14 protein-coding genes and 1 tRNA gene are annotated in these 15,520 nt (G+C 43.6%); 9 read left to right on the top strand and 6 right to left on the bottom strand.

All coding sequences use genetic code 11. The features are described from left to right. The 3 genes from JMV76_RS02505 to dinB form a co-directional block, all read right to left on the bottom strand. The gene (locus tag JMV76_RS02505) at positions 1 to 1,755 is read right to left on the bottom strand and encodes a FimV/HubP-related protein (protein ID WP_201501495.1); all 1,755 of its coding nucleotides are present in this window, start codon (positions 1,753 to 1,755) and stop codon (positions 1 to 3) included. Between the two features lie 111 nt (positions 1,756 to 1,866). After that, complete coding sequence (queA, locus tag JMV76_RS02500; protein WP_201501494.1) at positions 1,867 to 3,087, bottom strand: tRNA preQ1(34) S-adenosylmethionine ribosyltransferase-isomerase QueA; 1,221 nt, start codon at positions 3,085 to 3,087, stop codon at positions 1,867 to 1,869. A gap of 166 nt (positions 3,088 to 3,253) precedes the next feature. Next, entirely contained in the window at positions 3,254 to 4,339 is a 1,086-nt protein-coding gene (gene dinB, locus JMV76_RS02495) for a DNA polymerase IV (RefSeq protein ID WP_201501493.1), read from the bottom strand. Between the two features lie 508 nt (positions 4,340 to 4,847). Here dinB and JMV76_RS02490 point away from each other — a divergent pair. After that, positions 4,848 to 5,099: a hypothetical protein gene (locus JMV76_RS02490; protein WP_201501492.1), complete on the top strand. Its 252-nt coding sequence runs from the start codon at positions 4,848 to 4,850 to the stop codon at positions 5,097 to 5,099. Between the two features lie 65 nt (positions 5,100 to 5,164). Here the strand turns inward: JMV76_RS02490 and JMV76_RS02485 are convergent. Both JMV76_RS02485 and JMV76_RS02480 read right to left on the bottom strand, forming a co-directional pair. After that, a tRNA-Leu gene (locus tag JMV76_RS02485) sits at positions 5,165 to 5,250 on the bottom strand. 143 nt (positions 5,251 to 5,393) lie between these two features. After that, on the bottom strand, positions 5,394 to 6,167 hold the full coding sequence (locus tag JMV76_RS02480; RefSeq protein ID WP_201501491.1) for a ferredoxin--NADP reductase: 774 nt from the start codon (positions 6,165 to 6,167) through the stop codon (positions 5,394 to 5,396). A gap of 509 nt (positions 6,168 to 6,676) precedes the next feature. On the opposite strand from JMV76_RS02480, the gene tsaA reads away from it, so the two are divergent. The 8 genes from tsaA to gspK all read left to right on the top strand — a co-directional run bounded on the left by tsaA (position 6,677) and on the right by gspK (position 14,747). Then, positions 6,677 to 7,549, top strand: coding sequence for a tRNA (N6-threonylcarbamoyladenosine(37)-N6)-methyltransferase TrmO (gene tsaA, locus JMV76_RS02475; protein ID WP_201501645.1), 873 nt, complete (start codon positions 6,677 to 6,679; stop codon positions 7,547 to 7,549). Positions 7,550 to 7,634: 85 nt separating this feature from the next. Continuing rightward, entirely contained in the window at positions 7,635 to 9,422 is a 1,788-nt protein-coding gene (locus JMV76_RS02470; protein WP_201501490.1) for a GspE/PulE family protein, read from the top strand. 148 nt (positions 9,423 to 9,570) lie between these two features. Continuing rightward, a complete protein-coding gene (locus JMV76_RS02465) occupies positions 9,571 to 10,359 on the top strand; it encodes a TatD family hydrolase (RefSeq protein WP_201501489.1) in 789 nt (262 codons plus the stop codon). Between the two features lie 233 nt (positions 10,360 to 10,592). After that, a complete protein-coding gene (locus JMV76_RS02460; protein WP_201501488.1) occupies positions 10,593 to 11,276 on the top strand; it encodes a TetR/AcrR family transcriptional regulator in 684 nt (227 codons plus the stop codon). A 175-nt stretch (positions 11,277 to 11,451) separates the two neighbouring features. Next, complete coding sequence (locus tag JMV76_RS02455) at positions 11,452 to 12,279, top strand: prepilin-type N-terminal cleavage/methylation domain-containing protein (protein WP_227690026.1); 828 nt, start codon at positions 11,452 to 11,454, stop codon at positions 12,277 to 12,279. 3 nt (positions 12,280 to 12,282) lie between these two features. Beyond that, positions 12,283 to 12,777, top strand: coding sequence for a type II secretion system minor pseudopilin GspI (gspI, locus tag JMV76_RS02450; protein WP_201501487.1), 495 nt, complete (start codon positions 12,283 to 12,285; stop codon positions 12,775 to 12,777). Further along, positions 12,774 to 13,640 carry a type II secretion system minor pseudopilin GspJ gene (gene gspJ / locus JMV76_RS02445; RefSeq protein WP_201501486.1) on the top strand — a complete coding sequence of 289 codons (867 nt, stop codon included), beginning with the start codon at positions 12,774 to 12,776 and terminating at the stop codon, positions 13,638 to 13,640. The genes gspI and gspJ overlap by 4 nt, the downstream gene beginning before the upstream one ends. 39 nt (positions 13,641 to 13,679) lie before the next feature. After that, complete coding sequence (gene gspK, locus JMV76_RS02440; RefSeq protein ID WP_201501485.1) at positions 13,680 to 14,747, top strand: type II secretion system minor pseudopilin GspK; 1,068 nt, start codon at positions 13,680 to 13,682, stop codon at positions 14,745 to 14,747. Between the two features lie 57 nt (positions 14,748 to 14,804). Here the strand turns inward: gspK and JMV76_RS02435 are convergent, their stop codons facing one another. Next, entirely contained in the window at positions 14,805 to 15,485 is a 681-nt protein-coding gene (locus JMV76_RS02435) for a TetR family transcriptional regulator (protein ID WP_045446867.1), read from the bottom strand. Positions 15,486 to 15,520: the final 35 nt, after the last annotated feature.

The following is a 15,520-nucleotide window of genomic DNA, read 5'->3' as shown; positions in this document are numbered from 1 at the left end:
TTATTGATTGCGTAGTTTTTTGAGACGAGCTTGGAGCTCAGCCAGTTTTTGGTTTTGTAATTGAATTTTTCTTGTATAGCTATCAAGTGCACTGCTGGTTTTTGACAGCTGCTGAGCTTGAGCTGCCGTACTTTGTCTTGAGGCCTTGAGCGTGGCTAATATATCTGTGCTGAGACCATTACCTGTTGCCGCTGCTGATGTTGCTTGGGTGCCATCTGCGTTGCCATTACGACCAGGTGCGAGCACTGAAAATTGTGCTTTTGGCAGCGTTTGTGTTTTAGTAATCATGGGTTTTTTGCGCTGTTTAGCGACTTGATTTGTTTCAGACGGTTTTTTAGAGGGTGCTTTTGCGGCCTTTTTTACCACAGGTGTGTTTGCTCTGCGGCTATATTGTCTTTGCGCCTCAATCGCCGCTTCTAGTTTTTGTTGTGATGGTACAACATCGTAACTGGGCAAGCTAAGCTTGGCATCCGCTTTGAGTTGACCCGCGTCTTTATTAATAAAGGCGTCAGGGTTTTGCTTCTGAATCTGCTTCATTACTGTTTGAATGTCTAAGTTATTTTCTTGCGCAATTTGCTGTGCAATAATCCATAGACTGTCGTTGCGCTGTACTTGATATTGGGACGCAGTAGTAGTGCTGGCTGCCGTACTGATAGAGGCGTTGTTGGTGACACTAGATGGGACAGTGGCGATAGCTGTATTGCTGGTATCAAGACTGGCTTTTGGTGTACTCGCTTTGTTGTCACTCGGCGGTGGCATAATAGGAGAAGTGGCCATCATGCCTGCTTCTGATTTGCTACTCGGCTGTATCTGGCGAGTGACTTGGATATTCAGAATATCGAGCTGTTTATCAGTGACAGCTGTAGCTGATAGACTATTGTCTATTGGCATGGTGTTGTTATTGACTAGGGCTGTATCATTCGCTACATTCTTAGCAGAATTGAGGTCGATATTGCTGTTACCCATTGTGGTAACGTTGCCATTTGCACTCAAGCGACCATTGTCTAATCGACTGGTTGGATTACGATTATTGTCGTTAGCGTTAAGAGTGTTGTTAACGTTGTTTAAACGACCGTTATCTAGCCGGCTAGGCGCATAAGCAAGATTGTTGCCTTGCGAGGTAGGAGTCGTTGTAGGTGCTTGGATATTAGGTGCTGGCAATTTAGACGCCACCAACTCGCTCGTTGACGAGTGAGTAGTCGCTAGTATGGGCGATAATGTTAATGGCGGCGGTGCACCTTCTCTAACAGTCAACGGTTTAGCCGTATTAGAGGACACGCTGGGTAGATTCGGTTTTTTTGCGCCAGTAACGATGTCTTTAGGCGCGTCAATGGGCAAACGGCTATTGAGCGGCATCAACAATGTCTTGGGAATGACGTTGCGTTGACCCTTATCATTTATGTTTAAAACCACATCAGCAAAAGGTGTAGATACAGGTTTTGAGGTAGTAATAAATACTTGACCGCAGGTCGCTGAGGTAGGCTTGAAACGTACGGTCATCGAATCAGTTTGGGCCAAGCCCATTTGCTGATAAATAGTAGAGTTTGCCAAACTTGCTGAAAAGTCAGCGGCTCGAATATCACTGACCACAATGCTCGCAGCTAGCGGCTCATGTTGGGCAGAGGTGACTACAGTCTTACCAATCGTTGCAGCTTGTGCACTCGATACGAGAGCCGCATAGCCTACGGAACAAAGTAGTGCCATCGAGACCGCGCGGTGTACCGTAGACAACCGATGAGATAAATGACAAGACATGTGCAGACCTTTAAGATATAAGTTATCTGTGCTGTTATAACAAAATACCATTTAGTTTACCAGTTTATTTCACAACTGTTGTGGACAATACAAAAAATGTTTGAGTATTGTTTAATATGGCTTTCTATCCAGCAGCATTGCATCGCCATAACTAAAGAAGCGATAGTGTTCTTTAATCGCATGTTGATAAGCATGCTCAATGGCATCTTTACCCGAAAATGCCGACACCAGCATTAACAACGTTGATTTGGGTAAATGGAAATTGGTCAACAGTCGATCTATCACACCAAACTTAAACCCTGGGTAAATGAATATATCGGTATCACCTGACCAGCTGGAGAGAGGCTGCCCATTAACGGCTGTTTTTTGATAAGCCGTTTCGAGCACGCGTGTGACCGTGGTGCCAATAGCGATGACTTGTTTACCATTCGCATGGGTTTGATTGATGAGCTCAGCGGTTGCTTGTGGTAAATGTGCATACTCACTATGCATGGTGTGATTGAGCAAGTTGTCCGTTTTTACTGGCGCAAATGTACCAGCGCCAACGTGCAAAGTCACAAAAGCAGTACGAATACCTTTTGCCGCAAGTTTGCTCAGTACCGATTCATCAAAGTGTAAGCTTGCAGTCGGTGCAGCCACGCTCGCAAGCTTGGTTGGATCATGAAAAACCGTTTGATAACGAGTATTGTCTGTCTCATCCGCATGGCGTTCAAAGTAGGGGGGAATAGGCAGTTCGCCATAAAGCTCTAAATGCGGCAAGATCGGCGCATCAAACGCTAAAATAAATAAGTTGTCTTGACGACCAATCATCACCGCCTTCATATGACCGTCAGCAAGCTGCAAGTGTTGTCCAAGTTTGAGCGCTTTACTGGCTTTAACATGGCAAAGTGCAATATGTTCTTGATTCACGGGTTTGTCATTTACAGCTTCTACAGATTTTTCAGCTTCTACATATAAAGTCGCTGTCTCTAAATCTGAGATATCAACCAAGCGTTCAATCAATACTTCAAGCTTACCGCCAGTATCTTTTTGTCCAAAAAGACGCGCTTTCATCACCTTTGTATCATTAAATACAATCAAATCACCTTCATTTAATAACTCAGGTAACTCAGTGAATAAGCGATTTTCTACAAGCGTAGAGTCTTTTTGATTATTGGCGGGCAAATACAAAAGTTTTGAGGCAGAACGCTGTGAGAGAGGATAGCGTGCAATCAGGCTATCTGGCAGCTCATAATCATAGTCATCAACGCTCAAATAATTCAAACCATTGTTGTTTTTTTCGGCATCAATTGAGGCGGCAGTAGTAGAGTCTATAGTGTGAAAATCGGTCATAATTAATCTTTAAATGAATGTAAATTTTGGCGTAATTGTAGCAGAAACGATGTCATGAAAGGACAGTTTAGTAACGACTCATGCGCACAAAACGGTTTGTATATTAAATAGCCTAAACATTAATTGTTAGAATGAGTAATTAATAAAAGCGATAAGCGTCAGTATGTTATTCAAACAAATTTAACTGCGGCAACAATTGGGCGGCAGGTGCTAATGAAGAGAAAGTAACACCGACTAAGCGGATAGGTAGCTCACGAGGAATGTCTAAAAACAGTTTGTCTAACCAATAATGGGCAGAATCAGCACTGTTAAAGGCAGTCGATAGCGTGTGTGAGCGGGTGATTTGAGTGAAGTCTGCGTATTTAACTTTTAGAGTAATAGTATAGGCGACCAGCTGTTTTTGTTGCAGTTGATGAAAGGCATCGGCATTCTGTTCATAAATTTGTATACGTAATTCATGGTTATCACTTAGATTGTCTTTGAATGTGGTCTCAGAACCCACAGATTTATGCGCGCGCTCAGATTTGACAGCACGCTCATCACGCCCATGGGCAATATCGTGATAAAACTGCCCACGCTTGCCGAACTCCTGCACCAAGACAGCCGCTTGCATTCGCTTGAGATCCGCGCCAGTACTTACACCCATCGCATGTAAGCGCTTGGCAGTGGCTTTACCAATACCATGAAAGCGCTCGATAGGTAGCGTACTGATAAAGGCATTAGCGTCCGCTGGCGTGATGATAGCCGTACCATTGGGCTTATTGATATCAGAGGCAATTTTAGCCAGCATCTTGTTAAACGACACACCTGCTGAGGCCGTTAATCCAGTATGCGCTAGTATTTGTGCCCTTAGCCAGTTCGCCATCAAGGTCGCTGAGCCTTTATGGACTTGTAACCCTGTAACATCGAGATACGCCTCATCTAGAGACAATGGTTCAACATGTGGCGTTAAGCGGTACATAATCTGGCGAATATCGCTACTAACTGCGCGATAAACCTCAAAACGTGGCCTTACAAAAATGACTTCTGGGCAACGTTTACGCGCCTCATAACAAGACATGGCAGAGCGTACACCAAATTTACGCACCTCATAGCTGGCTGCTGCGACCACGCCGCGACCACTTGGATCGCCACCAACCACCAGTGGCTTACCGCGCAGTTCAGGAAAGTCACGCTGCTCCACACTGGCATAAAAAGCATCCATGTCTATATGAATGATTTTACGAGGGCTAGCATTTATAGAAGTTGTCATACTCACTATTTTACCTGATTCAAGCGCTTTGATTGAGTGTCAAAATTTGGATTTATCGATAGACTCCTTTGCTAGGTTAGCAGGACGCTAGCAACAGGATATGAATAATTTTATATGTCATAAATCTTATATATCATAGAGTTAGTTAATGATAAACAGTGGTATTAATTCAAAAAAAACGTATTTAGCAAACATATTTTTGCTCTTGAATGATCTAGGTCTACTGTAAATCAAACTCATTTGTACTCTTGCACCACCTGTCGTATCCACCTCACCGTTTGTCATAAATCTCACATTTAGATGTTACAGTTTTGATTCTGGTGTTTTACAATATAGTATCCGTGCTAATGGATGACTGTAAAACAATAAGTAATGCCTTGTGCGCCTCTACGACCATGTAAAAAAGACATTGCTTATCGCTCATGCCAAGATCGAAAATGGAGTTTTGGTAAAATTAACTCTTTAAGAGCTTGATGTTAGAGAGTTTAGAATGACTAAGGAGCTGATGATGAATAATGAACTAAAAGGGAGCGATTTAACAAGGGCGATGCTAGCACGCGGCGATAAAAAAGTATGGTGTGCGGTTTGTGATGATAGTGATGAGCAAGCAATGATGGATCATTGTGGTAATGATTTTACGGCTTATATCGTATCATTTCGTGACGGACATTTTTATTGTAATGCTGGCATGCCGTGGGAGTTTGCCGTGCCCATTAAGATAATTGCGGTGCTGCAATCTGAAATAGAAATAGAAATGTAAGTATAGCAATAATATTACCGGCACAAAAAAACCTCCTAATGAGGAGGCTGATTTGTTACTAATATTGGTACCAGTGGTCGGACTCGAACCGACACGCTTATTAGGCAACGGATTTTGAATCCGTCATGTCTACCAATTCCATCACACTGGCATGTTAGAAGATAAGGTCTATTAGATAGAGATTATCGAATTGGGCTACAGAGTTAACTCTGTATAGGCTGCGTATTATAGCAGCCTATTTTTATCCGTCAAGAATTATTTGATATAATTTTCAATTAAATCAAAAAAAATGGTTTAGCCTACAAAAGCACGTTCAACGGCATAATCTGCTTGGACACCCATGCGTGGTGAAACAGTCAAACCAAAATCATCCAAAATCGCTGAAATTTCAGCATTAAATGGCATGCTACCGCAGATCATGACACGGTCGTCTTCTTTATTCATCGGCGGTAAGCCAATGTCTTCAAAGAGCTTTCCTGAGGTCATTAAGTCAGTCACGCGACCTTGATTTTTGAAATCTTCACGAGTCACTGTTGGGTAGTAGATGAATTTTTCACGATACCATTCACCAAAGATCTCGTCGTTAGGTAATTCGTTTTCAAACATATCACGATACGCCAAATCATCGACATGGCGCACACCATGTACCAAGATGATTTTTTCAAAGCGTTCATAGACTTCAGGATCACGTGCCAACGATAAAAATGGCGCCAGTCCAGTGCCTGTAGAGAGCATATAAAGGTTTTTGCCAGGCAGTAAATCATCTAGTACCAAAGTGCCCGTTGGTTTTTTGCTGACCAACAGCTCGTCACCAACTTTGATATGCTGCAAGCGCGAGGTTAATGGACCATCTTGAACCTTGATAGAAAAGAATTCTAAGTGATCTTCGTAGTTCGGGCTAGCAATCGAATAAGCGCGCAATAGCGGTCTGCCATCGACAACGATTCCGATCATCGCAAATTCGCCATTACGAAAGCGCAGGCCATCGTCGCGAGTTGTCTTGATGCTAAATAGAGCGTCATTCCAGTGATGAACCTCTGTGACCGTTTCGGTGCGAAGTTTTGACATAAAGTCCTCGTTAATAAGTTGCTATCGGTTTTATTAAGTTTAAATGAGTGTTAAATTAAAATTTTCAATGAAAAAGGGTATAGAAGGGTAGTAAATTTTCAATCACTATTGGAACAGCCAATCGTTTAAAACCTCTGTCATGCAAAGTAAGTAGCATAGCCGATGTTTTAATCAATGTTGTGGGGCGATATTCTAACACCTTATTAAGCATTTAAAATCAGGAGAGGGACTGATAAAGTCTAAGGATAGATATGATTTAATCTGTCTCCTGTAAAACCACGGCAATGGCTGTTGCTGTAGATGGCTTATAAGGATTGAAAAATAAAGGCTCTCATCGAATTTATGGCTCATAATACCAAAATTTAAAATAAAAATCCGTCTGGCAGCGACGATGCGGCATGATAAAATGGAATATCGTTAGTGAGTAATTTTGTATCACTGGATAATATGCGCTAAACGCTCTCATAAAAGTAGATGCTTACTATTGAACGGTTTTTTGGAGAAACATGATGTCCGATGATAATATCTCTTTGGCGGGTTACCACCGTGCGCCAATGATTGGCTACCATCGTGCGCCGCTATCACAGAAATTTGGTGCGCCACGCCAGCCGAATTTGGTTGCGCTCACCAGTATCATTGAGGTGATAGCGCCTTATGACTCGCCAGCAGCATTTGCCGGTTTAGACGCGTTCAGCCATATCTGGATCAGTTGGCAGTTTCATCATAACTATACCAATAAAGACACCCATATTGGCAAAGGCGGCACTGGCTTTCGTGCGCAAGTTCGACCACCAAGGCTCGGTGGCAATCAAAAAATAGGGGTGTTTGCCAGTCGCAGTATGTATCGACCCTCAGCGCTTGGGTTATCTGTCGTTAAGCTTGAAAGTATCGAGGTTTGTGATGGGCGCGTGTTACTTATTATTAGCGGTGCAGATATGATAGATGGTACGCCGATTATCGATATTAAGCCCTATGTCGCTTATAGCGATGCGCTCAGTAATGCAAAAAGCGGGTTTGCGCCAACTGCGCCAGATTTATTAGAGATAATTATCACGGAGTCTGCTTACGAGCAATTTATGACGTTGGTTGACGCTAGACGATGCGATAAAAATGACAATGAGACTGAAAATAAAAATAATAAGAAAGCTATTCATGCAAAAAATAATAGTGTATCGACGCTTATTCAACAAATGCAAGAGCAATTGCTTATTGCCGATATCGAGATTATTAAAGCGTTAATTGCGCAAGACCCGCGTCCAGCTTATCGTCGCGCGGAGATAGATACGCCGTTTGTCATGCGCTATAAGTCTGTCGATGTGAGCTTCCAGTTGATAGAATCAGGGCAGTTACAGATAACAGCTGTTGTCAAAGTGAGCTTATAGTGCTCAGCAATGCCATTACTGCCGCATGAATTATCCATAAATCATTCCTCAATAAATAACGCATCAATAATAAAAGAAGAACAATATGTCTGCTCAGAAATATTCAATCGTGATTGATTTACGTTGGTGCTTAGATGAACTATTGGCAGATAAGGTGATTGACCAGCGTGGCTACAATTTAGTGATGACGAGCCGCCGTGATAAAGCGCAGCATCCACTCCTGACCATCAGTGAATTTGGTCTGCCAAACGGTCATGCACTGGATAAAAATGTTGAGCATAAATTGACTTTGGTATGGTTAAATCAATGGTTGGCGGCCAAAGCAGGCATGGCACTTGTCCGTATTGATCCGTTAAAAGTTGATGTCCCAGCTGTAACTCAGTTGATGTCCTTTGAATATGCCCGCTCACAGCATATTTTGCCCATTGAAGTGACGAATGATGAAGTCGTCATCGGTACAGACCAGCCGTTTTGTACGGAGTGGCAGACAAGTATCGAAAAATTAATCAAGTCTAAGAGCTATCGTACGGTTTATATCAATCCTGAGCAAATCAATCGCTACCGTCAAGAGTTTTACCAAGTCACCCAAGCGATTGCAGGAGCAAATAGTGTCCATAAGCGGGCGGCGGCTGATGTCACCAATGTTGAGGCATTATTGCAACTGGGCGACAATACCAACCCTGATGCCAACGATCAACATATTGTCAGAGTTGTCGATTGGTTGTTGCAATATGCTTTTGAGCAGCGAGCCAGTGATATCCATTTAGAGCCTCGCCGTGAGACGGGTAAAGTCCGTTTTCGTATTGATGGCGTCCTACATACCGTTTATGAGATGCCATTGGCAATTATCGTCGCGGTGACGGCGCGGATTAAAATATTAGGACGACTGAATGTGGCAGAAAAACGCAAACCACAAGATGGTAGGTTGAAAACCCGTACGCCAAAGGGTCTGGAAACTGAGCTGCGCTTATCGACGATGCCGACAGCCTTTGGAGAAAAGCTGGTGATGCGGGTATTTGATCCTGAAGTGCTGGTGCGCTCGTTAGCTCAGCTTGGTTTGTCAGGTAAGCAGCTCGATACTTGGCATGAGCTGACCGCGCATCCCAACGGTATTATTTTGGTCACAGGGCCAACGGGTTCTGGTAAAACCACGACGTTGTACAGTACGCTTAAGCAGCTCGCCACAGAACAAGTTAATGTTTGTACGATTGAAGATCCCATCGAGATGATTGAACCAGCTTTCAACCAAATGCAGGTCAATCCAGGCGTTGATTTGCATTTTGCAGATGGTATTCGCTCTTTGATGCGCCAAGACCCAGATATCATTATGGTCGGTGAGATTCGCGATGCTGAAACCGCCAATATGGCCGTGCAAGCATCACTCACTGGACATTTGGTACTCTCGACGTTGCATACCAATGATGCACCAAGCTCACTTACTCGCTTGCATGATTTGGGCATTCAGCCGTTTTTGACCTCAGCGACGATATTAGGCGTCATGGCGCAGCGTTTGCTACGCACCTTATGTCCGCATTGCAAAAAAGCTCTAGACGTGACCCCAGACAGTGAAATTGCTGTGCAGTGGCAGGAATTGGTTCAGCCCTGGCGTGCGCCCGCTCCAGCGCAAATTTATACGGCGCAAGGCTGCGAGCATTGTCGCCATACGGGCTATCAAGGTCGCGTTGGTTTGTACGAGATCATGCCGTTGTCAAATGAGCTAAAAAAACTGGTCGCCGCCGATGCCAATTTAGATGTGCTTAAGCAGCAAGCGTACCGCGAAGGTGTGCAGCCATTGCGCTTATCGGGTGCAAAGCGTATTAGTGAAGGGCTGACGACCATAGAAGAAGTAATGCGAGTGGTGCCGCTTCATTAAAAGCTGCCTTTGTACTAAAAATAAGTTTGCTAATCATGACTTGAAAAGCGCACTTATCAGAGCAATTAATGCTCTTACGACTACTAATTTTATGTTGTAAGTTATTGTTCTAACAAATTTTATTTATTTTTTAATAACGAGATTACTTATGTTTACTGATAGCCATTGCCATCTTAATCGCTTAGATTTAACCAAGTATGATGGTAAATTGTCTGGCGCGATTGACGCGATGAAAACTGCTAATGTCACTCGCGCAATGGCGATTATGTGTGATTTTGCCGAATATGATGAGATTGCTCATATTGTCAGCACTTATGGTGATGAGGCGCTAAATCTTGGCATGAGTGTCGGTATTCATCCTTGTGAAGATATTAGTGTCTTGCAATCAGCGACAGTTGAGCGTTTGATCGAAACGGCTGATGCTGACTATGTATGGGCGATTGGGGAGACAGGATTAGATTATTACTGGTCAACGGAAAATAAAAAAGAGCAGCAAGCCAGTCTTGCTCGCCATATTCATGCCAGTCAAAGCCTGAAAAAGCCACTCGTCATTCATATGCGTGATGCCAAAGAAGATACGATTGATATCCTAAAATCAGAAGGCGCTGAACATGGCATTATTCATTGCTTTACCGAAGATTGGGAGACGGCCAAGCGTGCACTTGACTTAGGGTTTTATATCTCATTTTCGGGCATTGTTAGCTTTAAGAGTGCTCAAATGATTAAAAATGCAGCAAAAAACATGCCTAGAGATAGACTGCTTATCGAAACCGACAGCCCTTATCTAGCACCGGTGCCTAAGCGTGGTAGACCGAATGAGCCTGCCTACGTACCGTATGTCGCCAGTTGTCTGGCAGAGATGTATGGCTGTAGTAGCGATGACGTTGGGGCATTAACTGCAAAAAACTTTGAGAATTTACTGGCACAGTATCACTAAAATGGTTATGCTATGACCACTCAGTCATTTATGATACAGTCCTGTTGCTCTACGTTATTTGCACTTATGATGTGGAGCGTAAGCCTATGATTATCAATGACTATTTAGCAAACATAAGCATATCTCCTTTGGTGGTTTTCGAGCAGACTTTGTATGACGTTATACGCTTGTCGCCGATGCATTCATCCATAGGATGGTCATATGCTTAATCTTGTCAGGTTTTAGGAGAGATTATGAGTCGTCAGCATCGGTTCAAGGCACGAGAAGAGAATATCTTAGCGATGGCAGAGCAATTGCTACTTGAGTCGGGCGATGGTGATATTACTTTAGACAGTTTGGCAGACCAGCTGGATATGGCTAAAGGTACACTGTATAAGCATTTCTCCAGTAAAGATGAACTCTATTTGCGTATTATTATCCGCTATGAAGAACAACTGTTTGAGATTAATCGTATTGATGATTGTCCATCAGCAGGCGTTGCTCGTATGATCTTTCAGCAGTTATTTAACCCACAAAAAGCTATGTTGCTCAATCAAATCGAAGAGCGTTTGGCTGCATCAGTGACGGGTCTTAATCGATTGTTTGGTGAGCTATATGATATTCGCCGTCAGCGTATGAAACGCTTGATTGACATTATCAGTGCGTATTTACAAGAGCAGCACAGTAGTTTGAGCACGCGCGACTATTTGTCCTCGATTTGGGCGATGGGTCAGGGCGGTGCTGGACTATTAAATTCAAGCTTTTACCAGCGGTATTTGGGTCGCCGTGATACCCTACGTTATGCCTTCGTTCAGCAAATGCTTGAGTTGCCGAGCCATTATCCTGCGGCTGACGATGAGGTGATGGATGAAGATATGCAGGAGTTGGTCGAGCAAATCGATACTGAGTCAGAAGAGCACCGTAATACCAGTTATTAATATCTTTGTTTAACTTATGGTCTTTTAACCCAAATTTTTTAAATTCGTGTTGCTATATTCGTTATCGCAGCACGGTGTATCCATGCTAAAAATGGATACATGGTTATCAGCTTTAGCGCTCAATCATAGTTTTATTCTTCATACCACAACCTACTTATAGGTTTATAGGTGCAATATGCCGGTCACTGCCAAGACTCCGTCCAGCTCAGCGGTCACTTGCTATTCACACTTAAGTCATCAATATTTGCAGTATAAAAACACAGATAGATATCGCTTACCTCTGGTTTATCAGTATAAATCCTTTCCAGTACAAAACACTCACGTTTCCCCTTATAAATCCTCAAGCCTTGCTCAGGCACAGCAGGGCTTTACCCTTGTCGAAATTGTAGTGGTGGTCGTTATTCTGTCTATCTTTGCTGGCATGATGAGCTTGTCGGTGGGTAGTAGTGAATCGCGTAAAAACCGTGCGTTTTATGAGCATTTAACGGATTCACTGAGCTATGTAAGGTTGTTGTCTGCTGAGCGTATGCAGCCGATGGGTTTGAGCTTGCAAGCAGATAAACAAGGTCAAGTAGCTCCTGTGATTGTTACTTTATCAAATCCTCATATTGCCTATCAAACCAATGATGCCCCGTCAAATAGCATAGACAGCACGCCTAAAAATTCGATGGAATTATCTGCTGACCTGACAAGTAGGTCGGGGGCGATGGGAAAGCAACAACCAGTGCCTAGCTGGGAGATTGAGCCAGAAGTCAGTTTGCCAGAGTTACCTGCTGGGGTTAGTTTAAGGGTGCAAAGCTTGGAGGCTGGCAATCTATCAATGCTTGAACAGGCGCAAACATTACAGCCTTGGTTTGCCGATCAAGCAGTCCCACAGATATTATGGTTTGGTACAGGGCAAGCAACGCCTGTCACCATTGAGGTGCTGCACAATTCGCGTCTGGTGGGCGAGGTCATTACCATTATGCCTGATGGTAGTATGACGATCGGACAAGGACTGTAGCTGATGATAGATAAGGATGACATTATATCTGCTGACATAAACAAAAAGCCAATGCTATCAAAGCATGAAAGTGGCTTTACTCTGATTGAGGTAATGGTAGCGTTAGCGATTTTAGCGGTTGTTGCTGTGGCTGCTAGCCGTGCCAGTAGTGCCTATCTCAGCTCAGTGGATGTCTTACGCACACGTACATTGGCACATTTTGTCGCACAGAATGCGGCCGCTGATTTGCGTATTCAAGAGACTTGGCTGACGGCCAATCGCACACAAACAATCAATGCTCAAGGGCGTGATTGGCAAGTAGTGATGACGGTCAGTGATGCCATTACGCCTGCTTTAAAAGAGGTGAATATCGCTGTCGCACCCATTATAGATGGACAGACGCGTACCGCTGTGACTGATATCAACGTAATATTGAGCAATGCGGAGCAAGACATTGGTAGTTTGGACTTAAGCAGTTTGGGCGCTGATATTGCAGGGCAGTCTGGAGGCAATCCGTGAAGTCGCAGCGTGGATTTACGCTACTTGAATTAATGGTTGCCATGGCAATATTTGCGATGTTGGCAGTGGCTGGCTGGCAAGTGTTTGATAGCGTCAACCGCGCCCGAGAACGTGCACAATTTCATGCTGATAACTTAGCTGTTTTGCAATATGCTTATTTGCAGCTACAGCAAGACATGGGTCAAATTATCCCTTATCAAATACCAAATACTCAAAATATCAGTGTGACAAATAACAGTACAAATGCCAGTGATAGCACAAACAATAGCGCCCAAGCCAATGAAACAGTGCCTGAGCCTTTTACGAGCTTGGATGGTGAGCATGTCAGCTTTGTTCGTTTTGCCGACCCCGATCCACGTTATCAAAGTAGCATGAGTGTCCAGCATATCGAATACATTTTTGCAGATGAGCGTTTAATTCGCCGCCAATATACCAGCATCGATGGTGGGCGCGATAGCATCAGCCTAGACAGTGTATTGCTAGAAGGCGTCACCGCAGGGCGTTGGCAAGCATATTTACCTGAACTGAGCACCAAATTTCCCAATAAAGACAGCAGTAATAACGGCGATAGCAGTACAAATACAACCTCTGGGCAGACGGCCAATGCCATAAACGTCAAGCCGGCAGTGGTTTTATTGCCCAAAGGCATTGCTGTCAATTTTACTTATCAGAATATGCCTATCACTTGGCAGTGGGCGCTTGCTCCCCAACCAATACCAATTAACAATACCAACAAAAGCAATAACAATGCTGCTAATAATGGCAATGGTAGCAATAACGATAGTAGTGATAATACTAATAATGACAACCCGAATAGCAATGTAAATAACAATTTAAATAACAATGCAGGAAGTAATATTTAAAATGTACCATTGGGTCAATAATAAAGGCGGCTTAAGTCAATGACAGCAAACTCTCAGCGCGGAGTAGCGCTGCTCACTATCTTACTATTGGTGGTCAGTATTACCGTGGTGGCGGGAGCGATGCTTGCCAGTCAAAAGATTGCTATTAGGCGTAGCGGCTTATTGTTTGATCAAAATCAGCTGTCACAAGATATCAATGCTGGTCAGCAATTAGCCATCACGATGATTCGTGCTGACGATAAGCTGAATGACACAGATAGCGAGCAAGACATTTGGGCGCAGCCATTACCGCCTTATCTTTTAGCCAATCATAGCATCAGTATCGAATTGCGCGATGAAGCCAGTCGTTTTAATATTAATAATTTATATCAGAATGGCGCAGTTGATAGCGCTGCCTTAGCCATATTTCAAAGACTGTTGACACAATTAAATCTGGAACCTGATATTGCCATTGCTGTTCTTGATTATCAAGATACGGATAGCGACGTTTATCAAGATGGTGGTGATGAGAGTGTGGTTTATTCTCAGCAATCAAGTGGCTCAGCGAGTAAGACTTTGCCCAATCAAGCATTGGTCAGTGTCGATCAGTTGCAAGAGATTCGAGGGGTAAATGCTGAAGTACTAGCGGCACTACGTCCTTATATTACGGCGGTTCCTTATTATGTGCCTATTAATGTCAATACTGCCAGTCCAGTTTTGCTGGCTGCACTGATAGATGGCGCAACCAGCCAACAGATGCAGGGATTGGTCGATATGCGGGCAAAGCAGGCGTTAGCCTCTATCGATGATGTGTGGCAATTGCCGATGTTGAGCAGCTTAAATGATGATCAGCGAAAGGCGTTAAAACCACTGCTCGCAGTCGATAGCCAAGCCTTTATGGCGCTTATTACCGCAACGGATAGTGCAAGTCTTGGTCAACAAAGACAACGGTTTGCAACCGTATTGATTAGTAAAATTGCGACTGATGCTAGCGCGGCAGCAGGGAGTAATGCGAATAACGGCACGCCTAACAATAATAATAGCAATAATGAGAGTGGCAATAATAAAAAAGCCAAAGAAATTAAAGTGGTGACACAACGTTTATGGGCATTTAGACCCAGTTTCTAACGTTGAGCCACCTAAAAAGAGTCTCAATCAGTGTCGAGGTAGAATAGCTGACGTCACCTAATCTCCTAAGTGCGTCTCTTCCGTAGATTTCCAGTTATAAGCACCATAAAACAGCATCTGTGCTTGGCGAGTACAATTATGGAGCATCAGCTGTTTATTTTCTTCAATCTCATTCAGATCGATTTCATCATCATGGTCTTCAGTATAAGTCAGCTCCAACCAATCGATAATCCAAGAAAAGAACATATTTACCCCAGCTTCAGCCAGTAAGCGACGGTCATAGGCATTGATATGAGTAAAAGCAGGCTGTAGCGCTAAATCATCAGCCAAACTTTGAGCATGTTTTTTGACAAGTTCATTAATGGCTTTGCGTACAGCTTCTGAGCCACCGTAGCGCTCACTGACTAAAAATTGCCAGTAATAAGGCTGATCACTAACCATATACAAGAACAGCTGAATGCTCTTAGCAATTTGGCGATCAAAGCTACGCTTGCGCCCAATCTGTAAGCTATCGCTTAGGATCGCCAGCGTACCGCCTAGCTCTTCTACCACCAATGCTCGACCAAGCGATTCCATGTCATCAAAATGCCGATAAAATGCGGTCGGCACCACACCAACCTCACGCGTTACTTGCCTGAGGCTGATTGAGCTAAAAGATTGCCCTGTCATACATAAATCAAGGACGGCGTTAAAAAAGGCGTGCCGAGTTTGAAGTTTCTTTTGTTCGCGACTGCTCATAATATTTCAAAATTGTCCAATAAGGGTTTATCATA

The organism is Psychrobacter cibarius (genome assembly GCF_904845955.1).
Classification (GTDB): Bacteria; Pseudomonadota; Gammaproteobacteria; order Pseudomonadales; family Moraxellaceae; genus Psychrobacter; species Psychrobacter cibarius_B.
The sequence above is the reverse complement of the archived record's forward strand: the minus strand, read 5'-3'. Positions and strand labels throughout refer to the sequence as shown.

Excerpts from the sequence above, each read along its gene's own strand:
- JMV76_RS02490 (WP_201501492.1), top strand. The coding sequence starts at position 4,848 with ATGAATAATGAACTAAAAGGGAGCGATTTAACAAGGGCGATGCTAGCA.
- dinB (WP_201501493.1), bottom strand. The coding sequence starts at position 4,339 with ATGACAACTTCTATAAATGCTAGCCCTCGTAAAATCATTCATATAGAC.
- queA (WP_201501494.1), bottom strand. The coding sequence starts at position 3,087 with ATGACCGATTTTCACACTATAGACTCTACTACTGCCGCCTCAATTGAT.
- JMV76_RS02480 (WP_201501491.1), bottom strand. The coding sequence starts at position 6,167 with ATGTCAAAACTTCGCACCGAAACGGTCACAGAGGTTCATCACTGGAAT.
- tsaA (WP_201501645.1), top strand. The coding sequence starts at position 6,677 with ATGTCCGATGATAATATCTCTTTGGCGGGTTACCACCGTGCGCCAATG.
- JMV76_RS02460 (WP_201501488.1), top strand. The coding sequence starts at position 10,593 with ATGAGTCGTCAGCATCGGTTCAAGGCACGAGAAGAGAATATCTTAGCG.
- JMV76_RS02455 (WP_227690026.1), top strand. The coding sequence starts at position 11,452 with ATGCCGGTCACTGCCAAGACTCCGTCCAGCTCAGCGGTCACTTGCTAT.
- JMV76_RS02470 (WP_201501490.1), top strand. The coding sequence starts at position 7,635 with ATGTCTGCTCAGAAATATTCAATCGTGATTGATTTACGTTGGTGCTTA.
- gspI (WP_201501487.1), top strand. The coding sequence starts at position 12,283 with ATGATAGATAAGGATGACATTATATCTGCTGACATAAACAAAAAGCCA.
- JMV76_RS02505 (WP_201501495.1), bottom strand. The coding sequence starts at position 1,755 with ATGTCTTGTCATTTATCTCATCGGTTGTCTACGGTACACCGCGCGGTC.
- JMV76_RS02435 (WP_045446867.1), bottom strand. The coding sequence starts at position 15,485 with ATGAGCAGTCGCGAACAAAAGAAACTTCAAACTCGGCACGCCTTTTTT.
- JMV76_RS02465 (WP_201501489.1), top strand. The coding sequence starts at position 9,571 with ATGTTTACTGATAGCCATTGCCATCTTAATCGCTTAGATTTAACCAAG.
- gspK (WP_201501485.1), top strand. The coding sequence starts at position 13,680 with ATGACAGCAAACTCTCAGCGCGGAGTAGCGCTGCTCACTATCTTACTA.